This is a genomic window from Saccharopolyspora antiqui, assembly GCF_052246905.1.
Classification (GTDB): domain Bacteria; phylum Actinomycetota; class Actinomycetes; order Mycobacteriales; family Pseudonocardiaceae; genus Saccharopolyspora.
Genome location: NZ_JBQQBO010000027.1, coordinates 72,872 through 92,382, shown reverse-complemented (window position 1 = coordinate 92,382; position 19,511 = coordinate 72,872). Strand labels below are relative to the sequence as shown.

Genomic DNA, 19,511 nt, shown 5'->3' with positions numbered 1-19,511 from the left:
TCTCCTTCATAGCAGCGTTCGTTCTGTTCCCGGCGAGCGTCCTCGTTGCTCGCGACCAGCACGCAGAGCTCCCGCCACTGCCTGCCAAAGCCGCCGGGACCGCGTCGGCCACCTGCGCGGTGGCGCGTCGCCCCTCGACGCGCCACCGCCCGAGCCCGGCGCCGGTGTCGTGAACCCCGAACCGGCACCAGCGCCGCGTCCGGCCGGTGACCGTGGCCCCCGACGCGGTCACCGGTCGGGCATCCAAGCCGGACCGGCGGCAGGAGCTTGTCGCCGGTTCATCGACTGGAAGGTGCCCAGTACCCGTGGGCATCTTCCAGTCAGCTCGGTCTGGCGCGCGGCGGTCGCCGCGGGCTGGTTGTGCGGACTGGGACACCGAAGGATGATTACCGACAGGGAGAGGATCACTACGATGCTGTACACCTGCCCCACGTGCGACGGGTCGGGGCAGCTCACTGGGCCGCCAGCCCAGGAGGTAGCGATGTCCGATACCAGCGGCGAGGGATCGGTCTGCCGGGGCTGCAAGGGCACTGGCAAGGTGCGTGTGCCTCGCCAGTTCATGTCCTTGCAGACGGGCGAGGTTTCAACTGTGATGGCCGCAGCGCGTTGCCCGCACTGCCGTGAGACTCCCGGCCAACAACGGGGCTACGGCCCTCCCGCGTGAGGATCGAAACCATGGCGGACCAGCACGACGACAGCAACGACACCGGTATCGACGCGCACGGCCCAAACGCGCTGTGCTTCACCTGCGGCGGGCTTCGCAAGATCAGCGAACCACGGCTCTACGTCGTGCAGGCCACCGAGGACTTGCAAACCGGGATGACCATGGCCGAATGGCGAACGTGCCCGCAGTGCGAAGGAAAGGGCTACCTGCCGGGCTTGCACCCGCCCGTGTGATAACGGGAACGACGAAGGCACCCCGCACCCGGTCAAGGCCGGTCAAGGATGCGGGGTGCTTTCGCGTCGTGTGGACACCCCGCTGGCAGTGCAGCAGGGCACAACGTCCCGCCGTGCCGATCGCGCTACATCCGCAGTTCGGTGTTGACCGCGCTCGCGCTCGACCAGCGAGCCGGATCACGGCATGGGGCGCTTGCGTGAAGGCTGGTCCTTGCGGGCGGCTCCGGCTGAATGTTGTCGAACACGAGTTCAAGTATGGGGGTTGCGTGCCCCGAACGCACGCAACCGGTTGGGCCGGGTAGGGGAATCCCAATCCGGTTGTCAATTACCCGGTGTTCGACGGCCTGGATCTGATCTGGTTTCTTTCATCTCCAATTGGGCGTCCCGTTAGCGGGTCGCCCAGTTGGAGGTGCTACGCGGGCACTTCTCGTGTCGGTCTGGTTCTGGCGATGAGTACAGCTGCGCCGAGCAGTGGGAGGACGCCGAGGAGTATTGGTGCGTGGATGCCTGCGGTTGCGGCCAGGACGCCCCCGGTGAGCGCGCCGATGGCGGCGGCACTGCGGCCGACCGTGAGGTAGGTGCTGTTGACGCGGCCCAGCATGCTGGCCGGGGAACGGCGCTGGCGCACGCTCATCGAGGTGACGTTGAAGGCGGCGAATGCGCCACTGATGCAGACGAGCGTGACCCCGGTGACGAACACGCTGCTGGTCAGCCCGAGCACAAGCTGCGCGGCGGCCATGGTGATCATCGTCGTGGTCAACACGCGAGTGGTGCCTATTCGAGAGGTCAGCCAGGCGCAGCTGGCGCCGGCAATGATGCCGCCGACGGCACCCAGACCGAGTAGAAGACCGTAGACGGCAGCGCTTTGGTCCAGGACCTGCGTCACATACAGCACCAGGATGGCCAGATATGCCCCGTCTGCTGCGGCGACAAGGGCCACCGCAATCACCAGGTTTCGTATGGGGCGGTCACGGCGTAGCCAAGCCAGTCCCTCACGCAGATCACGCACGGCTGACCGCAGCGGACCTGTGGACTCCGGCGGTCGCCGAGGAGCGGCGAAGACGCTTGGCAGAGTCAGCAGGAGCAGAATTGAGAGACCGAGACCGCTCGCGTTGAACGCGAACGGTACTGCAGCAGCGACACCGAAAAGCCAGCCACCAACCGCTGGGCCGGCGAGTTCGTCCCCGACCAACCTACCGGCCACTAGGCGGCCATTGGCGCGTTCAAGCTCCGCTTTGGTGACCAGCCTGGGCACAGCGGTCGCCGCCGCGGTGTCGCGCACCAAAGCACCCACTCCGGTGACAAAAGCGGTCAGGTAGATCAAGGGCAGGCTCAGGGCGCCCATGGCCACCGCGAGTGCCAGCGCGGCGATTACTATCGCGCGGGTCACGTCGACCACCACCATGGTCGCCCGCAGGTCACGGCGGTCCACTATGGCGCCAGCACCCAAACCGATCAGTATCCAGGGCAGGCCCTGAACCGCCGTAACGGCGGCCACAGCGGCCGGCGAGTTCGTCACCTGAAGCGCCAGCAACGGAAATGCCGCAAGCCGAACGCCATCACCGAAATCGGCGAGAAAGGCCGACAGCCAATACCGCGAGAACGGAGCCCGCGCCCACTCGGCGGCACTCATAGGCACCGATCGATCATCACACGAACCTGCCTTCCCGCGCGCCCCGAGACGTTGCCAAGAAAGCCTAACGGCCTCGCCGGCGCGTTGTCTGCGTGCGCACGGGGGACCAGACGCGGGACGTTACGCAGTGAGCCGAGGAGCCTTCGTTGCCCCGCATCGTCACCCAAACGGGAGGAACTGAGGCCGCTACGCCCGTGGTCGGGTCGCTCAATTGCAAGAACGCATCTCTTACGCTGGTACTTGATACAGGCGGTTGTCTCGCACGAGGGCCCACAGGACGTTGAGGCGCCGTCGGGCAAGCGCCAGCACGGCTTGGGTGTGACGTTTCCCCTCGGCGCGTTTACGGTCGTAATACGTTTTCGAGGCAGCGCAGTGCTGGATGCTGAGCTGTGCGGAGAGGTGGAAGATCCGCAGGAGACGACGACTGTAGCGTTGTGGACGGTGCAGGTTTCCGGTGATGCGGCCTGAATCGCGCGGTGCAGGAACAAGCCCAGAAACACCAGCGAGACGGTCTGCAGTGCCGAAGGAGATCACATCGCCGCCGTCGCGGCGATGAATTCGGCGCCCAGTAGCGAGCCAAATCCAGGCAGGCTCGTGATCACTGCGGCTTGATGGTGTGCCCGAAAGCGGCCTTCAATGAGCGAATCGAGCTCGGCGAGCTCGCTGTTGAGGGTCTTCAACGCCCTGACAATCCGCAGAACCATATCGGCCGCCACCTTTTCACCGGAGACGGTGGTGTGCTGGGACTCGGCTGCCTCGACTGCTTTCGTGGCGATACGTCGCGCGCTGCGGACGTCGTGAACTTCCAGCCACGACACAAGGCAACTCATACCGATCTCGCGCAACGCCGCAGGCGTTCGAAAACCCGTGAGCAATGTCAGGGCCCCTTTGGATTTACTGAAGTCGAACACGCGCTCCAACGCGGGGAAGTACTGCAGCAACTGGGCGCGCAGCCGGTTGATCGTCCGAGTGCGGTCCGCAGCCACGTCAGCGCGGCGCGCAGGCAGAAGTGCCCAAGCCATACCCGGCGTCCCTGGGGTTGACGGGACCCTACGACCGGCCCCTGTTCGACCCGCGATCAAGGTAAGGAAGTGCCCGGAACGGCCATAAGCGCCCCGCGCCGCGACCCGAAGAGGTCCACGGCGCGGGGCGCTTGCTGCTCGATTGGCTGTGTCTGCTTTCGGAGCAATGGGTTGATCGTCGCGAAACGCCCTCACCGGCTGAGGTTGTGCTGGCACCGTAGGGTCATGATCGATCGTCGTCGTCCTCGGGGTGTGTCGCGTCAGCGTGCGGTCAAATCGGCGCGTCCGTTGGGGTTACACCATCCTGCGGGCACCAAGAATCGCCGTAGGCCACGCTCGTCCTCGGCCGGTGAAGCCCGGACATGGCGCCGTCTCGACCTGACCCAGATCCTGACGCTGGGGGCAGTGCTGGCCACGTTGGCGTTGGCCGTTCCGCAGTTCGTCGCCTCACAGGCCACGCTGGAATCGACTCGCAGCCAAAGTTTGAACACCCAGCAGCAGCAGATCACCGAGCGGTTCGGCAGAGCCGTTGAGCAGTTGGGCACTCCCGACAACCTCGAAGTCCGCATTGGCGGTATCTACGCCCTGGAACGCATCGCCCGCGACTCCCAGCCCGACCACCCCACCGTGGTCAACGTGCTGACCACGTTCGTACGCGAAAACACCAAAGCACTCCGTGATGCACAAGGCAACTGCCCGGATCAGGCAGTGTCCGCTGATGTGCAGACCGCACTGACCGTCCTGGCCCGCCGCAACTCCGCCTGGGACACCCCGGAAAGCCGTGTCGACTTCACTAATGCCTGCTTGCAGGACGCCAAGCTTCCTCATTTTGTGGCGCCCCGCGCCGACCTCAGAGGCGCCGACCTCAGCGACGCCGACCTCGGCAGCGCCGACCTCAGCGACACCAACCTCAGCAGCGCCAACCTCATCGGCGCCGACCTCAGCGGCGCCAGGCTCAGCGGCACCAACCTCAGCAGCGCCAACCTCAGCAGCGCCAACCTCATCGGCGCCAAGCTCAGCGGCACCAGGCTCATCAACGCCGACCTCAGCGACGCCCACCTCAGCGACGCCGACCTCAGCAACGCCAACCTCAGCGGCGCCAAGCTCAGCGACGCCTACCTCGGCGGCGCCAACCTCGCCGTGGTGACAGGGCTTACGCGTGAGCAAGTGGCCCGAATCTTCCCCGGAGTTACCGACGTTAGAGGGATTCCTCCAGAGTGGCTGCCACAGTGAAGCGCCGTGCGCAGCCCACATCCCGATAGGGCGCAAACGGTTGCCGAGATAGAGAAAGTGCCGCGGGAACAACCAAAACACCCCCGCTCCGGTCCGATGAACCGGACGGGAGCGGGGGCGGTTGCTTGAGCCCGACCCTAGTAACGGCAGAGTTCCGGCATGACGGAGAGGTGGAAGTGCTTCGCTTGCGGCGCCGCAACGGTCATGGCGGCCGCAGTGTTGGCGATCGGGCAAGAACACGACAGCCGAAACGACGCTTCTGCCGTGGAGGCGACGCCAATCAGCGCGACTCCCGAAAAACCGCAGGTCACTGCGTTGATGAGACACCGCTGTTGTCATAGCGGTCAAGGTCCTGGCCGGGCGTTGGCCCGCACGTTCGGTGCAGTTGCGCATCACTGGGACATCCGGTGGACGCACGATCATCCGCACTGGCCTATCACGCCGACCTTGGAATTGCGGCCGCCGGGCGAAGACAGCGTCTTAAAATCGATTGCCGCGATGGCGGGCAACGAGTTTCCTAGGCGCCTATGACGTCACTCAACGCACTTCGCCGCCCGGACCGCTACCCGCGTTCGGCGGCTTATGACCCGCAGTGGGTCGTGGACAACTGCATGGGGCCGAACCCGCTGTGGCTGCTGGAGGACCTTGGTAGGGATTGCGTTCTCCGGCCCGGAATGAAAGTCCTGGATCTTGGTTGCGGGCTCGGGATGACGTCGATTTTCCTGGCGCGTGAATACGACGTCGAGGTATGGGCGGCAGATCTCTGGATCGCGCCCGAGGACAACAGGACCCGGTTCAGAACTGCCGGAGTCGCCGACCGGGCCCACCCCGTCGCAGCGGATGCTCGCGAACTTCCCTTCGACGAAGGAAAGTTCGACGCGATCGTCGGTGTGGGCAGCTACCACTACTTCGGCACAGATGACCTCTACATCGGCTACATCACCAAGTTCCTGGCACCTGGCGGTCAATTGGCCGTCGCGGTGCCATCCGTGCGGCGAGAACTACGCGATGTTGGTGGCATCCCGGATCATCTCCGCACCGGTATCGGATGGGAGGTGCTGTCGTTCCACACGCCGAACTGGTGGCGGTTCCACTGGGAACAAACCCACCTGGTCGAAGTAACCGCGGCCCGCATGCAACACGAGGGTTGGGCCGATTGGAAGTTGTGGTGCGAAGTCTGCGCCGAGCACTCGTCCGACGAAACTGTTCGCCGCGGATCGGTGAGAGACCTGCGCATGCTTGACGCGGACCGGGGAGAACACCTGACGTTCGCCCTGATCACCGCCCGCGCCCCGGCCTGAGCCAGGCTGGGCCCGCACTCCGAGGCCGGTTTCGGGCCCCGGACTGGTCATGCGGTGCAACCGCAGCAGTTCCTCAGCGGCAAGCCTGAAGCCGTCGGCCACCGGAGCGCCGAAGTTGACCAGTCCGGCATGAGGTGATCTCACGACCAGTTCCGCGTTGTGGACAACTGTTGTTGCGGACGAATTCAGTTCTCGATGGTTATTGGCGCCGGGCCCAGAACAGCGTGTGTCCGCTCGTTCCTTCGGGAATGAATTCGCTGGAGACGATGTCAAAGCCAGCCGTCGAAATCCAAGAACGATAGGTGGCGGTATCGGCGTGGCTCCACCACATGGTGGCGCCGCTCCCGAGCCAGTCGGCCTCGGATCCCCGCCAGGCTCCGTGACCGGTCGTGGTGAGCAGCCACCCTCCCGGCCTCAGCCACTCGGCGATCCGCGCGAAAAGCGGCGGCTGCTCGTCGAGTGGCAAGTGAATGAACATGTAGAGGCAGACGACCGCATCGAAGGACGCTGCGGGGAACGCCGCTGCTGTCGCGTCTGCCTGGATGAACTTCGCTCCCGGGACGAGGCGCCGGGCTCGCTGGATCTGCACCGCGCTGAAATCCACACCGGTGACCGCGTGTCCCGCGCTGGCCAAGGAACGGGCGACGGGGACGCCGCATCCGCAGCCGAGGTCGAGGATCTCGGCGCGAGCGGGGACGCGGCCGCTGAGTCGGGAGATCCAGGGAGCGTACTGGTCTTCATCCGCGTCATCCCGGCGGTAGTGGTAGGAGACGGCGTCGTAGCCGCGACGAACAGCGTCTTTCAGATGAAGACCGTCCATCCATCGGAGAATATGCGGCGAGTCCGTTGAAGGACCAGCGTTTTCCGATGGCGACCCGGCTTCTCGGCGGTGTCCGGTCCGGCAACAAACTGATCCTCTTTCGACGCGACCTCAAGACGCTCGCGCTCGACGAACTGCCCCCGACAGGCCAATGGCAGCCGTCGGCACGCGACCGGCCTGGCACAGCGGATGACACCGTTGTCCGCCGCGAGGCAGGGCTCGCCAGCGATGAGCCGCCATGCTGCCCCTTCCAGCCGTGTCGCTGACCGGGTGAGCCCCGGTCAGCGACGCACCGGCGCGAACTACGACCTGCGCAGCAGCAAATGACCTCGGCGGAATCGCTCGTCGACACCGGGCTCGCGCAACATCCGGCCGAGCTCGACGAACTCGGCCTCGCCCGCCAGCGCAGCCAGGTCGTCGATCGGCCACCGGAAAGCCGTCGCGACCTTGTGGTCGAAAGGCGCCACCGTGCCGCCCTCGGACTCGAAGAACGCGAGCGCGAGGTGACCGCCTGGCGCCAGCACCCGGCGGAACTCCCTGAAGTACGCAGGCAATTCCTGTGGCGGCGTGTGGATGACGGAGTACCAGGACACAATGCCGCTCAGCTCGCCGTCAGCCAGCTCCAGCGCGTCCATCGAACCGACCTCGAAGCGCAGATCCGGGTAAGCCTCGCGGGCAAGATCGATCATCACCGGCGAGAGGTCGATTCCGAAGGTGGCCAGTCCCAGGTCCCGCAGGTGCGCCGTGAGGTAGCCAGGGCCGCAGCCGAGCTCGGCGACCGGCCCGCCGGTAGAGGTCCGCACGAAGTCAGCGAATGCGGCGAGCACCGCGCGATCCAGCGGCAGGTTGTCGAGACTGTCTCGGGCCAACTCCTGGTATTGGACGGCTACGACGTCATAGGCTTCCGCTGTCGCGCTTAGATAAGAGGCTGTTTCGGTCACAGCCAACGACACTAGTCTCCGGCTGTCGCCGAACCCGCGCCAGACACCGGTGGTCGAGTGGACCGGGAACCGGTTGTGCCGGGCTTCGTAGCTTCGGATCACCAACCGGGCGTTGATCGTCTCGCCGTTACCATCCGGTCATGGACGCCAAGGAATGGGAGTGGGACGAGACGCTGTTCTCCGGGAGCGCCGCCCACTACGGCATCGGCCGCATGCCCTACCCGTCCAGCCTCGCCGACGCCATTCGCGATGAACTCGACCTCGACGGCACCGGGCGGCTGCTGGACGTCGGCTGCGGGCCCGGGTCGCTGACCGTGCTGCTGGCACCCCTGTTCGCCTCCGCAACAGGTGTCGACGCCGACCCCGACATGATCGCCGAAGCACAGCACCGGGCCAGCGAGGCGGGGGCCGTCAACATCGAATGGCGGCACCTGCGTGCCGAAGACCTGCCAGCCGACCTGGGCACCTTCCAGATCGCAACGTTCGCCCAGTCGTTTCACTGGATGGACCAGCCCCTGATCGCCCGCCGCGGACGCGACATGCTCAGCCCAGACGGGGCCTGGATCCACGTCAGCGCCACCACGCACCGGGGCGTGGCCGCTGAGCACCCGCTGCCGCACCCGACCCCGCCGTGGGAACGGATCGAGGACCTGGTCTCTCGATATCTCGGACCGGTCCGCCGGGCCGGACAAGGCCAGCTGCCACACGGTACCCGCGCAGGCGAAGAGACAACCATGCAGCAAGCCGGATTCAACGGCCCTACCCGGATCACCCTCGACGAGGGACGCATCGCAGACCGCGGTATCGATGAGATCATCTCGGCCGTGTTCTCCCTGTCCAGCTCTGCACCACACTTGTTCGGCGATCAACTCGGTGCTTTCGAATCCGATCTGCGCCACCTCTTGCAGGAAGCGGCCCCAAACGGCCGCTTCGCCGAACGCACCAAAGCGATCGAGGTCGTCATCTGGCGCCCCTGACGCTGTCGGCACCAACCACGCGCAATGCTCAACCGACTAGTTTCGGATCAATATGCAACTTCCGCTGCATCAGCGCGTCACACATCACCTCGGACACCGGGATCAGCCGCGAGACTCCCCCGGCCACTGCCGAGATCACACGCGCCTGATCGGCGGCCACGACGGCAGGTCGAAGCTGGTTCCAATGTGACACTGTTGGTGTTACAGCGGTTGGGGAGTAACGTTGCGGCATGCTCCGAACTGCGGACGAAGAGCTCACCATCGACGAACTGGCCGCCCGCGCCGGAGTCACCGTGCGCACCGTCCGGTTCTACTCCTCGCGCGGCCTGCTCCCGCCACCTCGACTGCGCGGCCGACTCGGCCTCTACGGTGGCGATCACCTGGCACGGCTCGATCTGATCCGCGAACTGCAGGCGCTCGGCTTCACCCTGTCCGCGATCGAACGCCACCTGGAGCGAATCCCCGCGGACGCTTCCCCGGACGAACTCGCGTTGCAGCGCGCGCTGATCGCACCCTGGACCGACGACCGCTCCGAAGACCTGGACCGCCACGAGCTCGACCGCCGTGCCGGTCGGCACCTCGACGACCGGCTGGTCGGTCAGCTCATCGAACTCGGGATCCTGCAACGGATCGCGGACTCGCCACGGCTGCGACTGCCCAGCCCCGCGATGCTCGGCGTCGGGCTGCAGATCCTCGAACTCGACCTGCCGCTGGAAATGCTGGTGCAGGCCAAGGAAATCGTCGAACAGCACACCGCGCAGATCGCTGCCGAGCTGCGCGAACTGTTCGCCGCGAACGTGCTGCGCCCGTATGTCGAGCGCGGTCGACCGGACGACGAACGCGAGCGGGTTCGAGCCGCAACCGACCAGCTTCGACCGTTGACCATCCAGGTGTTGGTCAACGGCTTCCAGCGCGCCGTCAACGACGTGATCCGCGACCACGTCTGATTCGCCCGGATCCGGTCCGCGAACGCCTGCGATTCCAGCTTTCGGCGCTGGCAAACGATGCCTCGGATGAGGTTTCATCGCGTCGTGATGCGTGTCACTCCCAATCACGCGATGAGGGGAGACCGGCTGCGATGAGCGCTGCAGAACCGTGGGCCACCGCCGCGCTGGAAACGACCATCCCGCAACTGTTCTCGCGCAATGCCGCGGACTTCCCGCGGCATCCGGCGCTGACCGACAACAGCCGCGAACCGCGCACCTGGACCTGGGCCGAGGCGCACCGCGAGGTGCACACGCTGGCCGCCGGGCTCGCGGCACTGGGCCTGCAGCCCGGTCAAACAATGCTGATCATGATGGCCAACCGTGCCGAACACTGGCTGATCGATGTCGCGGCCACCCATCTCGGCGCGGTGTCCAGCACCCTGTATCCCACGCTCAGCCAAGACCAGGTGCACTACATCGCCCAGCACAGCCGAGCCAGGATCGTCGTGCTCGACGGCGCCGACCAGCTGCGCCGCTGGTCCAAGGTCCTTCGCAACATTTCCACCGTCGAGCACATCATCGTGCTCGACGATGCGGCGATGGTTGCTGCCGATCACCGTTTCCGCACCTGGGAGCGCCTGCGGCTGCTCGGCGAACAGCGCTTGCGGGACGATCCCGAGCTGGTGCGGCGGGCCTGGACCGCGATCACGCCGAACCACCCGGCCGCGATCCTCTACACCTCCGGCACCACCGGCGAGCAGAAAGGCGTGGTGCTCACCCACCGCAACATCTGCTTCGCGGCCGCCACCCTGCACCAGGTCACGCGACCCGAGCCGCACGTGCCCCGGCTGTGCTACCTGCCGCTGGCGCACATCGCGGAGCGCATGGTCGGGCTGTACGCCGCCATCCACGACGTCGCCCACGTGCATTTCTGCGCCGATCAAGGCCAGATCCTCGCCGCGCTGACCCGTGCCCGACCAACGCTGTTCTTCGCCGTGCCCAGGGTTTGGGAGAAACTCGCCGCCGCGCTCCGGGCCGCCGTGACCGAGAACGCCACCCCGCACGCACTGCGCCAACTGCGAACCCGGATCGGGCTGGACCGCGCGGTGTGGCCCTCCAGCGGTGCCGCCCCGATCGACGCCGGCATCTTGGAGTTCTTCAGCAGCGTCGGAGTGGACATCTTCGAACTCTGGGGCATGACCGAGACGACCGGCTGCGTCACCACCAACCACGCCGACGCCCACCGCCCCGGCACCGTCGGCCGCGCCGTGCCCGGTGTGGAGGTGCGCATCGCGCCGGATGGGGAAATTCTGGTGCGCGGGCCGCTGGTGTGCGCGGGCTACCTGGAGGCCGACGGTGCGATCCAGCCAGCCGCCGATGCGGACGGTTGGCTGCGCACCGGCGACATCGGGGTGCTGGACGCGGACGGCTTCCTGACCATCACCGACCGCAAGAAGGAATTGATCATCTCGGCTGGCGGCAAGAACATCGCACCCACCGCGGTGGAGAACGCGCTCAAGAGGCACCCGCTGATCGGGCATGCGCTGGCGTTCGGTGACCGGCGTCCGTATCTGGTGGCGCTGTTGGTGCTCGACGAGGACACCGCGCCGAAATGGGCTCGCGACCGAGGCATCGCGTTCCAAGACCTCACCGAGCTGGCCGGGCATCCCGCCGTGCGGTCCGAAGTGGAGGCCGCGGTGCAAGCCGCGAACGAACGGCTGAACCGGCCCGAGCAGGTCAAGCGCTACCGGATCCTCAGCCAGTCGTGGGGTGTCGAGGGAGGCGAACTGACCCCGACGCTGAAACTCAAGCGCCGCGTGATCCACGAGAAGTACGCCGACATCATCGACCAGCTCTACAGCCCCTGAGGCGAACACCGCGAGCAAGGGAACCTTCATGTCACCGCAGCCCCGGCAAGACCACAGCATGGGAACCTTCCTGTCACCAACCGCGCTTCGGGTTGGGCGAGCAAGGGAACCTTTCTGCCGGGGTTCGGCCGGTTCAATGTCTCCAGAGCCCGTCGCGGTGAAGTCCGTCGCGGTATGGCGCTGCCACACTGCGCTTCGTGTCAGGGCTGATGGGTCCGATGCTTGTGAGTGATCGTCTTGATACTGCCGAGCCTCAACCGCGCGCCTTCTCGGGTACGAGCAGATTTCGGTACGACGGAACCAGAGAGCTTTTCGCATCCGAGGATGCAGGCGGTACCGGCCGGTCAGGGTTTTCGGCCCCAGCCGGTGATCATGCCCAGGGACAGGTCCCACGTACCTGGTGTGGTGAGGTAGCCCAGCGTTTGGTCGATGGCCGCATCGTCCACTTCGCCGGTTGCGATGATCTCTGGTCGGCATTGATCGAGGGTCAGTCGCATGAATTCGGCCATCGGGGACCCGGCGGCCATTGCGGGCAGATGTACGACTGCATCCGTGTCGACCAGCCCGCAGTCGTCCAGGGCCATGGGATAGCGGCGACCGAACTCGATGTCAGTGCCGATGTTGATGGCCAGTGCGTGCCACAGCGCAGTGATCACCCGCCGGAACGTCTCGTTCGGCGATGACGCGATGCCCAATTCGATGCCGTCGCTGAGGACCAGCCAACCGCCGGGCCGGACCCACGCGACCAGGCGGTGCAGCAACCGGTCCCGCTCGCGCAGGTGCATGAGGGTGAATCGGGAGTGGACGAGGTCGAACAGGCCGGGATCGAAGTTCTCGTCAAGCAGATCAGCTTCCACCGCCCGCACGCCGGGAGCACCGACCCGGTCGAGAAACCGAGTGTTGCGGTCGGCTGCGACAACATCGCAGCCCTTCTCGGCGAGCCAACCTGACACGGTTCCTGGCCCGGCCCCGACATCGAGGCATCGCCAACCGGGCTCGACGCCGAGGGCAGACAGGTGCCTCCGGCTGGCGGGGTCGAGTGCCCCGGCCAGGGCGAGCAGACGGTCCAGCTCATGGTCTTGCCCAGCGTGGAAAAGGCGATCACCGTAGCGCTCTGGTCCAGCAGACGAATCCATGTTTTGCTCCTCGCTGATGGGTGGAAACAAGGCCGGATCGCCGCAATTTCCAGGTGAACGCTTCCGCGATGATCATGAATTGTCGATCGGGCGATAGAGTGGCACGGCCCGTGTCGCAGACGCTGCTGCGCGCCCGGCAGGTAGGGCCACAAGGTACGGATAAGGCGCCTGGTGCATGGTCGCCGGTCCTTCGTATTACCCGCACCTCCACACGGCGAATGCGTTGAGCGCTGGGATTCTCTGCGGCGAAGCAGGACGTCGATGGTCTGCACCACGTTCCGTCGAGAAGCACAAGGGTGTTAGGCCCCGGAATGACCAACTGCAATTCGGCCGCGAAACGACGGAATCGGGAAAGCCGTTCAACACCTGTGGCCGTGCGATGATCCGCTTACTCGATTCCAACGTTGGCAGCTGACCACCTGGGCTGGTAGGTGCAGCCGCTGAACAAGACCACGCCACAGCGGGCAACACATGCCCCTTCACCAGGAAAAACGAAGTCTGCGCGGCTCAAATCGCCCGGACGCCGCATCAGCGGAACCTTCCTGCCACCGCCCGCAAGACCGCAGCAAGGGAACCTTCCTGCCAACCGAGTGCCTGATACGAGCAAGGGAACCTTGCTGTCATCAGCGCGGCGGGTTGGGCGAGGAAGGGAACCTTTCTGTCATCAGCACGGCGTCGGTGCGAGGAAGGGAACCTTTCTGCCAAATGACAGGAAGGTTCCCTTCCTCCAGCTCTGTGAGCGGCTGGGACCGATCGCGTGGCCGGTTTCATGGCAGGCAGAGGCCAGGCGGTAAGCGGTGTTCCGTCGCTCACGCCGTCGCGGGCTCGACTTCATCCGCGCGTGCCCAGCGGGTCGGTTCACCGGTGATGGCCAGGCAGGTGACCGTGATCAGGGCACCGATCACCAGGTAGGCCGCGATTGGCCAGGACTGCCCGCCTGAGGTGGTGAGTAGCGCGGTCGCCACGACCGGCGAGAGCCCACCGCCCAGTACCGAACCGCTCTGGTAGCCAAGCGATACCCCGGTGTAGCGAACCTTCGTGGCGAACAGTTCGGCGCAGAACGCCGCCATCGGCCCGAAAACGGCCGCCGAGCCCGCGTACCCCAGCGTCATCGCCAGGATGATCAGCGCCGGGCTCGCGGTGTCCAGCAGCCAGAACATCGGAAACGCGTACACCGCGAGGAAAATCCCGCCGCCCAGCATCACCCGGGTGCGGCCGAGCCGGTCCGAGAGGTGCGAGAACAGCAGGATTCCGGCGATCTGCGCCGCCGACCCGCACAGGCTGCCGAGCAGCATGACATCGCGGCTCACGTCGAGCTGCTCGGTGCCGTAGGTCAGCAGGAACGTGGTCAGGATGAAAATGAAGGTGCTGAAGCCCAGGTTCACACCCGCCGACAGGAGAATCTGTCGCCACGAACGGGAAAACGCCTCCGCCACCGGTAGCCGGGCTCGCTCGCCGCGCTGCCGGATCTTCGCGAACTCGGGGCTTTCAGCCAGTCGCAGGCGCACGTACAGGCCCACTCCCACCAGTGCCAAGCTCACCAGGAACGGCACCCGCCAACCCCAGGTGAGGAAGGCGTCTCCGGAGATCGCGGTGGCGCTGGCGAACGCGCCGGTGGCCAGGAACATGCCGCTGGGCGAGCCAAGGAAGGTCCACCCGCCGTACCAGCCGTGCCGGTGCGGGGGCGCGTGTTCGACGGCCATCAGCACTGCGCCGCCTTGTTCCCCGCCGAGGAAGAAGCCCTGCACCAGCCGCAGCGCGACGAGCATGATCGGCGCCCACACCCCGACCTGCTGGTAGGTCGGCAGCAGCCCGATCGCCGCGGTGCACACACCGGTCACGCTAAGGGTGATGACCAGCATCAGCTTGCGGCCGATCACGTCACCGAAGTGCCCGATGACCCCGGCCCCCAGTGGCCGCGCCAGGAACCCGGCGCCGAACGTGGCGAACGCGAGCAGCGCCCCCACCCACGGATCACCGGCGGGGAAGAACAGCTTGTTGAACACCACGGCCGCGGCGGTGCCGTAGATCAGGAAGTCGTAGAGCTCGATGGTGTTGCCCACTGCGCTGGCGAACGCCGCCTTGCGCACCGTGGCGCCTTCCGGCGCCGTGGGTTCCGTCGCCATCCGGCCTCCTGTCGCTTGCGGGCGCACCGCGCCCGAGTGGTCTTGCGGAGCCTCAGCACCGGATCGGGGGAACCTCAAGCACGCCGCCCGGTGTCGCGTGGTCCCGCACAACAATGACCAGCGATCCGCGAAAGGTCCACCACCTTATTGCGCAACACCCCGCTTATGGGCGACTTCCAACGCCGTCACCCAACCTGATTCCGTGACGATTCGTGCAGGAAACCGGTTCGAGCGAACCACGTTTCAGTGATCTGCGGGCGCTAAGTGCCGCAGGTGGAGCAGCCCCGGCGATAAAGGGAGGCGAACGGTCCGCTCAACCCATTCAGGAGGATCGACAAGATGGCTGCAACACGGCTGATCTCCCGCACTTTCCTCGCTTCGGCAATGCTGGCAGGCATGGCGCTCGTCCCGGCACTGGCCAACGCGGAAACCGCAGGGACCGGCAGCATGATGAATCTCACGGCTCGCGGTGAGACGCGCGGTGACGCGTTCCGCGCCGCACTGCTGACCTGCGAACCAGCAGGTGGTTCACACCCGCACGCGAGCGCCGCATGCCAGACCCTGGATGCCGTCAACGGAGATTTCAACCTGCTCAGCGGCGGTCACTCCATGTGTCCGCTGGTCTACAAGCCGGTGAAGCTCACTGCGAAGGGCAACTGGCACGGTCGACCAGTCACCTTCGAGAAGACGTTCTCGAACGATTGTGTGGCCGAGGCCGCGACCGGCAAGGTGTTCGCGTTCTGATGCGCTGTCGGGCCCCGCGGTGCGCGGGGCCCGACACTGCTGCGACCAGCGAGCACGGGTCGTTGGTCGATGATTCGGGGGAGTTACGGTGAACTCATGGCACCCGAGCGAGAAGACTGCGATTCACGCTGGCCGCAGCGGCTGTACCGGGATGGCACCGAACCCGACCCCAGGTTCACCCTCGCCAACGAACGCACCTTCCTGGCCTGGATCCGCACCGCGTTGGCCCTGATGGCTGCCGGGGTGGGCGTTGAGGCCCTGAACGCGGTCTCTGTTCAGCCGAATCCACTCCGGACCGCGTTGGCGGTCCTACTGCTGCTCTCCGGAGTGCTTTGCAGCGCAACGGCTTTCACTCGATGGATGATTACCGAACGTGCCCTGCGATGCGGTCGACCGCTACCCGCACCGCGGCTGGCACCGGTACTCGGCTACGGGCTGGGCGCGATCGGTATCGCCACGTGCGTCCTGCTGTTCGTCACCGGGTTGTGACGTGACGGAGCGGCCCAGCAGCCCCTGGGATCCGGGGCTGCAGATCGAACGAACCACCTTGGCGTGGCTTCGAACCACACTCGCCTTCGTCGTGGGCATGTTGGTGCTACTGCGGCTCATCGGCCACGTGAGCACCGTCGCAGCGGCGATTTGCGCGGTGCTCACGTTGCCGCTCGGGATCACTGTCAGTTGGCTGGTGTGGCGACGCCACCTGCACAGCGAGCGCAAGCTGCGCACGCGGCAGCCGTTGCCCGGTGGTGCACTGCCAGCGGCGGTGGCCGCTCTGTCGGTGCTCGCTGGTTGTTCGGGCCTGATCTACGTGCTGTTCGCCTGAGAGGGCGCGCAGATTGCGTGCGTGGCGCCTGGGACTCGTGAGTGGTTGTTCCGGTAAGAACCGGGATTTTCACTCCCGAGCACGTACTGCCGAGCCTCAATCTGCGCGCCTTCCAGGTCAGGCCACCTTCAGCTCGATGTTGACGTTGCCGCGGATCGCATTCGAGTACGGGCACACCTTGTCCGCCGAAGCGGTGAGTTCCTGCGCCTGCTCTCGCGGCACGCGGGGCAGGTCGACGACGAGGGTGACGTCTAGGCCGAATCCGCCCTCGTCGTTGCGGCCGATACCGACCTGCGCGGTCACCGAGGAGTCGGAGATGGTCGCCTTGGCGCGGCGCGCCACCAGCTGCAATGCGCTGTGGAAGCACGCCGCGTACCCGGCCGCGAACAGCTGCTCCGGGTTGGTGGCCGCGCCGCCGGGGCCGCCCATCTCCTTCGGCACCGCGAGGTCGAGGGCGAGGACTCCGTCCGAGGACCGCGTCTGCCCGTCCCGACCCGCACCGGTCGCGGTCGCTTCTGCCGTGTACAGCACCGTCATCGTCCTGCCTCCTGCTTCTCGTTCATCTGCTGCTGCGCGGCCGCATCCAGCGCGGCCGTCAGCCGATCCAATGTGGACCGCAGCTCGACCAGTTCGTCGATCTCCAGTCCGGTTGCGGCCACTATCCGGTCGGGAATGCCCCCGGCTCGTGCCCGCAGGTCCCGCCCCTCAACTGTCAATGCGACAGCGACGGACCGCTCGTCGGCCGCACTTCGGTGCCGCGTGATCAGACCGTGCGCCTCCAGCCGCTTCAACAGCGGCGACAAGGTGCCCGAGTCCAACCGGAGCGCGGCGCCCAGTTCTTTCACCGTGACCGACTCGCGCTCCCACAGCACCAACAGCACCAGGTACTGCGGATAGGTCAGCCCGAGCTCGTCCAGGAGTGGCCGGTACAGGCTGGTGAACGCCCGCGAGGCGCTGTAGAGCGCGAAGCACACCTGCCGATCCAAGGTCAACCGCGAATCAGTCACGAGAACCAAGGTAGCGCAAAACTAAGTTGTGCGCAATCTAATTTGGCCCAACCCGATGGCTTCCTGCGAGCAAGGGAACCTTCCTGTCATCCAAGCCCCAGACCTTGATCGGGATCGCCGGATCCAAGATCGCCGACATCTGGCCACCGCCACGGGCCCCGCCCCGCCTGCCGCGTGACAGGAAGGTTCCCTTGCTCACGTCACCGCGCCGCGCTCGGTGCGGCGGGTGACAGAAAGGTTCCCTTGCTACCGGCCGCTTGGCCGGATCGGTAGTCGGTGGCGTTGCTGGGGGCTCAGGAATCGGCGTTCGTACGGCGTCGCGCGTAGTGGCGGGCGGCCCGAACCCGGTCGCCGCATCCGGTCGAACACCACCGCCGGGCGGCGTGGGTGCGCACGAAAAGCCGGATGCAGCCGTGCGCCCCGCAGGCCGTCAGCGATCGCGCGTAGGGGCCGGTCAGTAGGTCCACCGCGTTCGCCGCGAGCGCGGCCAGCGCGGCGTCCAGCGGATCATCGGTCGACCGCTGCGCGCGGCGCGGCCCGTCGACGTCCCACACCAGTACGGGTGCGTGCAGGCATTCGTTCACCGCCGCGAGATCTTCCCGAGATGGTGTGGAATCCGACGCTCGCGCATCGAGGAGTGCGCGGACGGACTCGCGGAACGTTCTCAGCAGCTCCGCTCGGCGAGCGTCGAAGGAGGCACCGCTGGCCAGCAGCCCGTGCTCGACCAGCCACGCCCGCGCGGCGGGGGTGTCGGCCAGCTCGTCGAACGGACCGTTTGATCGGTTGATGCGGGTGTTGACCAGAGCAAGCGCGCAGAAGCGCTCTTCCCCCGGGATCACTAGATCACGGCCACCCACAACTCTCATGTTAAACATTGCGATATTCCATTAGGAAGAGCTACCGTCGCCCAACGAAGGAGTTCTGATTTCCGTGAGAGGTTCGGCATGGTCGGCAGCCCGCACGCCTCATCCACCAGCGCGCTGACCATCCGCGCCGTGGGCGGCCCGACCGCTGTCCTGGAACTCGGCGGCCTGCGCATGGTCACCGATCCGACGTTCGACGAGCCGGGCGAATACCGGAGCCCGTCAGGTGCGCTGCTCACCAAAACGGCTCCGGCAGCGCTGGCCCCTGCCGACCTCGGCCAGGTGGACGCCGTGCTCCTGTCGCACGACCAGCACCAGGACAACCTCGACAACTCCGGAAGGGCGTTCCTGCAACGCGTGCCGCTCACGGTGACCACTCCCAGCGGCGCGGCCCGACTCTCCGGTGCCGCCCACTCCCTGGCGCCCTGGGCATATCTCGACCTCCCCCGCCCCAGCGGAGGGAACCTGCGCATCACCGCCTTGCCAGCCCAGCATGGCCCGGAAGGCTGCGAGGCCGTGACCGGCGAGGTTGCCGGTTTCATGCTGACGGCGGCCGACCTACCCACTGTTTACGTCAGCGGCGACAACGCTTCGCTCGACGTGGTCCGGCACATCGCCGACCGGTTCGCCCCGGTGGACACGGCGGTGCTGTTCGCCGGTGCCGCCCGAACCAGGTTCTTCGATGGCGCACTGCTCACATTGGACAGTGCGGGGGCGGTCGAGGCCGCGAAGCTCCTGCGGGCGAGGCGCATCGTGCCGGTCCACTTCAACAGCTGGCAGCACTTCACCGAAGGCGGCGACGCACTGCGCGAGGCGTTCGAGCGGGCCGGGCTCGCCGACCGGCTCGTACTGCTCCAGCCCGGGGAATCCGCCACACCCTGAGCCACGCACAGCGCGGCAGGGTCGGCACTGATGACGGCTCCCCGGTCCGATTCAGGAACCCGTGTTCGCAGGTAGGACCACAAGTGGCGCTGCGCAATGCCCAGTTCCACCAGTGAGTCGTTGATGTGCCCAACGACGGCTTGGTTGGCCGCCCCGGTCCAGTACCCCATCGGATGGGTCGCGTCGGTGAATTCCATCTCCGGCCCCTTCCTCCGAGATCCCGCTGATGAAACCACCTAAAACCTCAACTCAAGTTGAGAGCAAACCCCCATTCTCGACCACGACGCGAACGCCCCGGGGCGCAGATTCTCG

The 19,511-nt window shown here is 66.3% G+C and carries 21 protein-coding genes; 11 read left to right on the top strand and 10 right to left on the bottom strand.

The window, feature by feature from the left end; genetic code table 11:
* Positions 1-675 precede the first annotated feature (675 nt).
* Positions 676-897 (top strand): hypothetical protein, encoded by a 222-nt coding sequence (locus tag ACTWQN_RS31620; RefSeq protein ID WP_443207283.1) that lies wholly within the window; start codon positions 676-678, stop codon positions 895-897.
* A gap of 412 nt (positions 898-1,309) precedes the next feature.
* Here the strand turns inward: ACTWQN_RS31620 and ACTWQN_RS31615 are convergent, their stop codons facing one another.
* The 3 genes from ACTWQN_RS31615 to ACTWQN_RS31605 form a co-directional block, all read right to left on the bottom strand.
* Positions 1,310-2,530 carry an MFS transporter gene (locus tag ACTWQN_RS31615; RefSeq protein ID WP_443207282.1) on the bottom strand — a complete coding sequence of 407 codons (1,221 nt, stop codon included), beginning with the start codon at positions 2,528-2,530 and terminating at the stop codon, positions 1,310-1,312.
* 228 nt (positions 2,531-2,758) lie between these two features.
* A complete protein-coding gene (locus ACTWQN_RS31610) occupies positions 2,759-3,064 on the bottom strand; it encodes a transposase (protein ID WP_443207281.1) in 306 nt (101 codons plus the stop codon).
* The gene (locus tag ACTWQN_RS31605) at positions 3,061-3,552 is read right to left on the bottom strand and encodes a hypothetical protein (RefSeq protein ID WP_443207280.1); all 492 of its coding nucleotides are present in this window, start codon (positions 3,550-3,552) and stop codon (positions 3,061-3,063) included. The genes ACTWQN_RS31610 and ACTWQN_RS31605 overlap by 4 nt, the downstream gene beginning before the upstream one ends.
* 225 nt (positions 3,553-3,777) lie before the next feature.
* On the opposite strand from ACTWQN_RS31605, the gene ACTWQN_RS31600 reads away from it, so the two are divergent.
* On the top strand, positions 3,778-4,785 hold the full coding sequence (locus tag ACTWQN_RS31600) for a pentapeptide repeat-containing protein (protein WP_443207279.1): 1,008 nt from the start codon (positions 3,778-3,780) through the stop codon (positions 4,783-4,785).
* A gap of 527 nt (positions 4,786-5,312) precedes the next feature.
* Positions 5,313-6,086 (top strand): SAM-dependent methyltransferase, encoded by a 774-nt coding sequence (locus ACTWQN_RS31595; RefSeq protein ID WP_443207278.1) that lies wholly within the window; start codon positions 5,313-5,315, stop codon positions 6,084-6,086.
* A gap of 199 nt (positions 6,087-6,285) precedes the next feature.
* On the opposite strand, the gene ACTWQN_RS31590 is transcribed toward ACTWQN_RS31595, so the two are convergent.
* The gene (locus ACTWQN_RS31590; protein ID WP_443207277.1) at positions 6,286-6,906 is read right to left on the bottom strand and encodes a class I SAM-dependent methyltransferase; all 621 of its coding nucleotides are present in this window, start codon (positions 6,904-6,906) and stop codon (positions 6,286-6,288) included.
* 47 nt (positions 6,907-6,953) lie between these two features.
* Between ACTWQN_RS31590 and ACTWQN_RS31585 the strand changes: the two genes are divergently transcribed.
* The gene (locus ACTWQN_RS31585) at positions 6,954-7,172 is read left to right on the top strand and encodes a hypothetical protein (protein WP_443207276.1); all 219 of its coding nucleotides are present in this window, start codon (positions 6,954-6,956) and stop codon (positions 7,170-7,172) included.
* Between the two features lie 36 nt (positions 7,173-7,208).
* Here ACTWQN_RS31585 and ACTWQN_RS31580 read toward each other — a convergent pair whose 3' ends face one another.
* Positions 7,209-7,847 carry a class I SAM-dependent methyltransferase gene (locus ACTWQN_RS31580; protein WP_443207298.1) on the bottom strand — a complete coding sequence of 213 codons (639 nt, stop codon included), beginning with the start codon at positions 7,845-7,847 and terminating at the stop codon, positions 7,209-7,211.
* A gap of 140 nt (positions 7,848-7,987) precedes the next feature.
* Here ACTWQN_RS31580 and ACTWQN_RS31575 point away from each other — a divergent pair, with 140 nt between their 5' ends.
* The 3 genes from ACTWQN_RS31575 to ACTWQN_RS31565 all read left to right on the top strand — a co-directional run bounded on the left by ACTWQN_RS31575 (position 7,988) and on the right by ACTWQN_RS31565 (position 11,618).
* Complete coding sequence (locus ACTWQN_RS31575; protein WP_443207275.1) at positions 7,988-8,824, top strand: class I SAM-dependent methyltransferase; 837 nt, start codon at positions 7,988-7,990, stop codon at positions 8,822-8,824.
* A 230-nt stretch (positions 8,825-9,054) separates the two neighbouring features.
* Positions 9,055-9,771, top strand: a complete 717-nt coding sequence (locus ACTWQN_RS31570; RefSeq protein WP_443207274.1) for a MerR family transcriptional regulator — start codon at positions 9,055-9,057, stop codon at positions 9,769-9,771.
* A 131-nt stretch (positions 9,772-9,902) separates the two neighbouring features.
* Complete coding sequence (locus tag ACTWQN_RS31565; RefSeq protein ID WP_443207273.1) at positions 9,903-11,618, top strand: AMP-dependent synthetase/ligase; 1,716 nt, start codon at positions 9,903-9,905, stop codon at positions 11,616-11,618.
* Positions 11,619-11,962: 344 nt separating this feature from the next.
* Here the strand turns inward: ACTWQN_RS31565 and ACTWQN_RS31560 are convergent, their stop codons facing one another.
* Positions 11,963-12,754, bottom strand: a complete 792-nt coding sequence (locus tag ACTWQN_RS31560) for a class I SAM-dependent methyltransferase (protein ID WP_443207272.1) — start codon at positions 12,752-12,754, stop codon at positions 11,963-11,965.
* 809 nt (positions 12,755-13,563) lie between these two features.
* A complete protein-coding gene (locus ACTWQN_RS31555; RefSeq protein WP_443207271.1) occupies positions 13,564-14,880 on the bottom strand; it encodes an MFS transporter in 1,317 nt (438 codons plus the stop codon).
* 396 nt (positions 14,881-15,276) lie between these two features.
* Here ACTWQN_RS31555 and ACTWQN_RS31550 point away from each other — a divergent pair, with 396 nt between their 5' ends.
* The 3 genes from ACTWQN_RS31550 (at position 15,277) to ACTWQN_RS31540 (ending at position 16,447) form a co-directional block, all read left to right on the top strand.
* On the top strand, positions 15,277-15,624 hold the full coding sequence (locus tag ACTWQN_RS31550; protein WP_443207270.1) for an SSI family serine proteinase inhibitor: 348 nt from the start codon (positions 15,277-15,279) through the stop codon (positions 15,622-15,624).
* Positions 15,625-15,720: 96 nt separating this feature from the next.
* Entirely contained in the window at positions 15,721-16,113 is a 393-nt protein-coding gene (locus ACTWQN_RS31545; protein WP_443207269.1) for a YidH family protein, read from the top strand.
* 1 nt (position 16,114) lies between these two features.
* Positions 16,115-16,447 carry a DUF202 domain-containing protein gene (locus ACTWQN_RS31540; RefSeq protein ID WP_443207268.1) on the top strand — a complete coding sequence of 111 codons (333 nt, stop codon included), beginning with the start codon at positions 16,115-16,117 and terminating at the stop codon, positions 16,445-16,447.
* Between the two features lie 117 nt (positions 16,448-16,564).
* Here ACTWQN_RS31540 and ACTWQN_RS31535 read toward each other — a convergent pair whose 3' ends face one another.
* The 3 genes from ACTWQN_RS31535 to ACTWQN_RS31525 form a co-directional block, all read right to left on the bottom strand.
* Positions 16,565-16,984 (bottom strand): organic hydroperoxide resistance protein, encoded by a 420-nt coding sequence (locus tag ACTWQN_RS31535; RefSeq protein WP_443207267.1) that lies wholly within the window; start codon positions 16,982-16,984, stop codon positions 16,565-16,567.
* Positions 16,981-17,454 (bottom strand): MarR family winged helix-turn-helix transcriptional regulator, encoded by a 474-nt coding sequence (locus ACTWQN_RS31530; RefSeq protein ID WP_443207266.1) that lies wholly within the window; start codon positions 17,452-17,454, stop codon positions 16,981-16,983. The genes ACTWQN_RS31535 and ACTWQN_RS31530 overlap by 4 nt, the downstream gene beginning before the upstream one ends.
* A 293-nt stretch (positions 17,455-17,747) precedes the next feature.
* Positions 17,748-18,311, bottom strand: a complete 564-nt coding sequence (locus tag ACTWQN_RS31525; RefSeq protein ID WP_443207265.1) for a CGNR zinc finger domain-containing protein — start codon at positions 18,309-18,311, stop codon at positions 17,748-17,750.
* Positions 18,312-18,398: 87 nt separating this feature from the next.
* On the opposite strand from ACTWQN_RS31525, the gene ACTWQN_RS31520 reads away from it, so the two are divergent.
* The gene (locus ACTWQN_RS31520) at positions 18,399-19,199 is read left to right on the top strand and encodes an MBL fold metallo-hydrolase (protein WP_443207264.1); all 801 of its coding nucleotides are present in this window, start codon (positions 18,399-18,401) and stop codon (positions 19,197-19,199) included.
* The last annotated feature ends 312 nt before the right edge of the window (positions 19,200-19,511 follow it).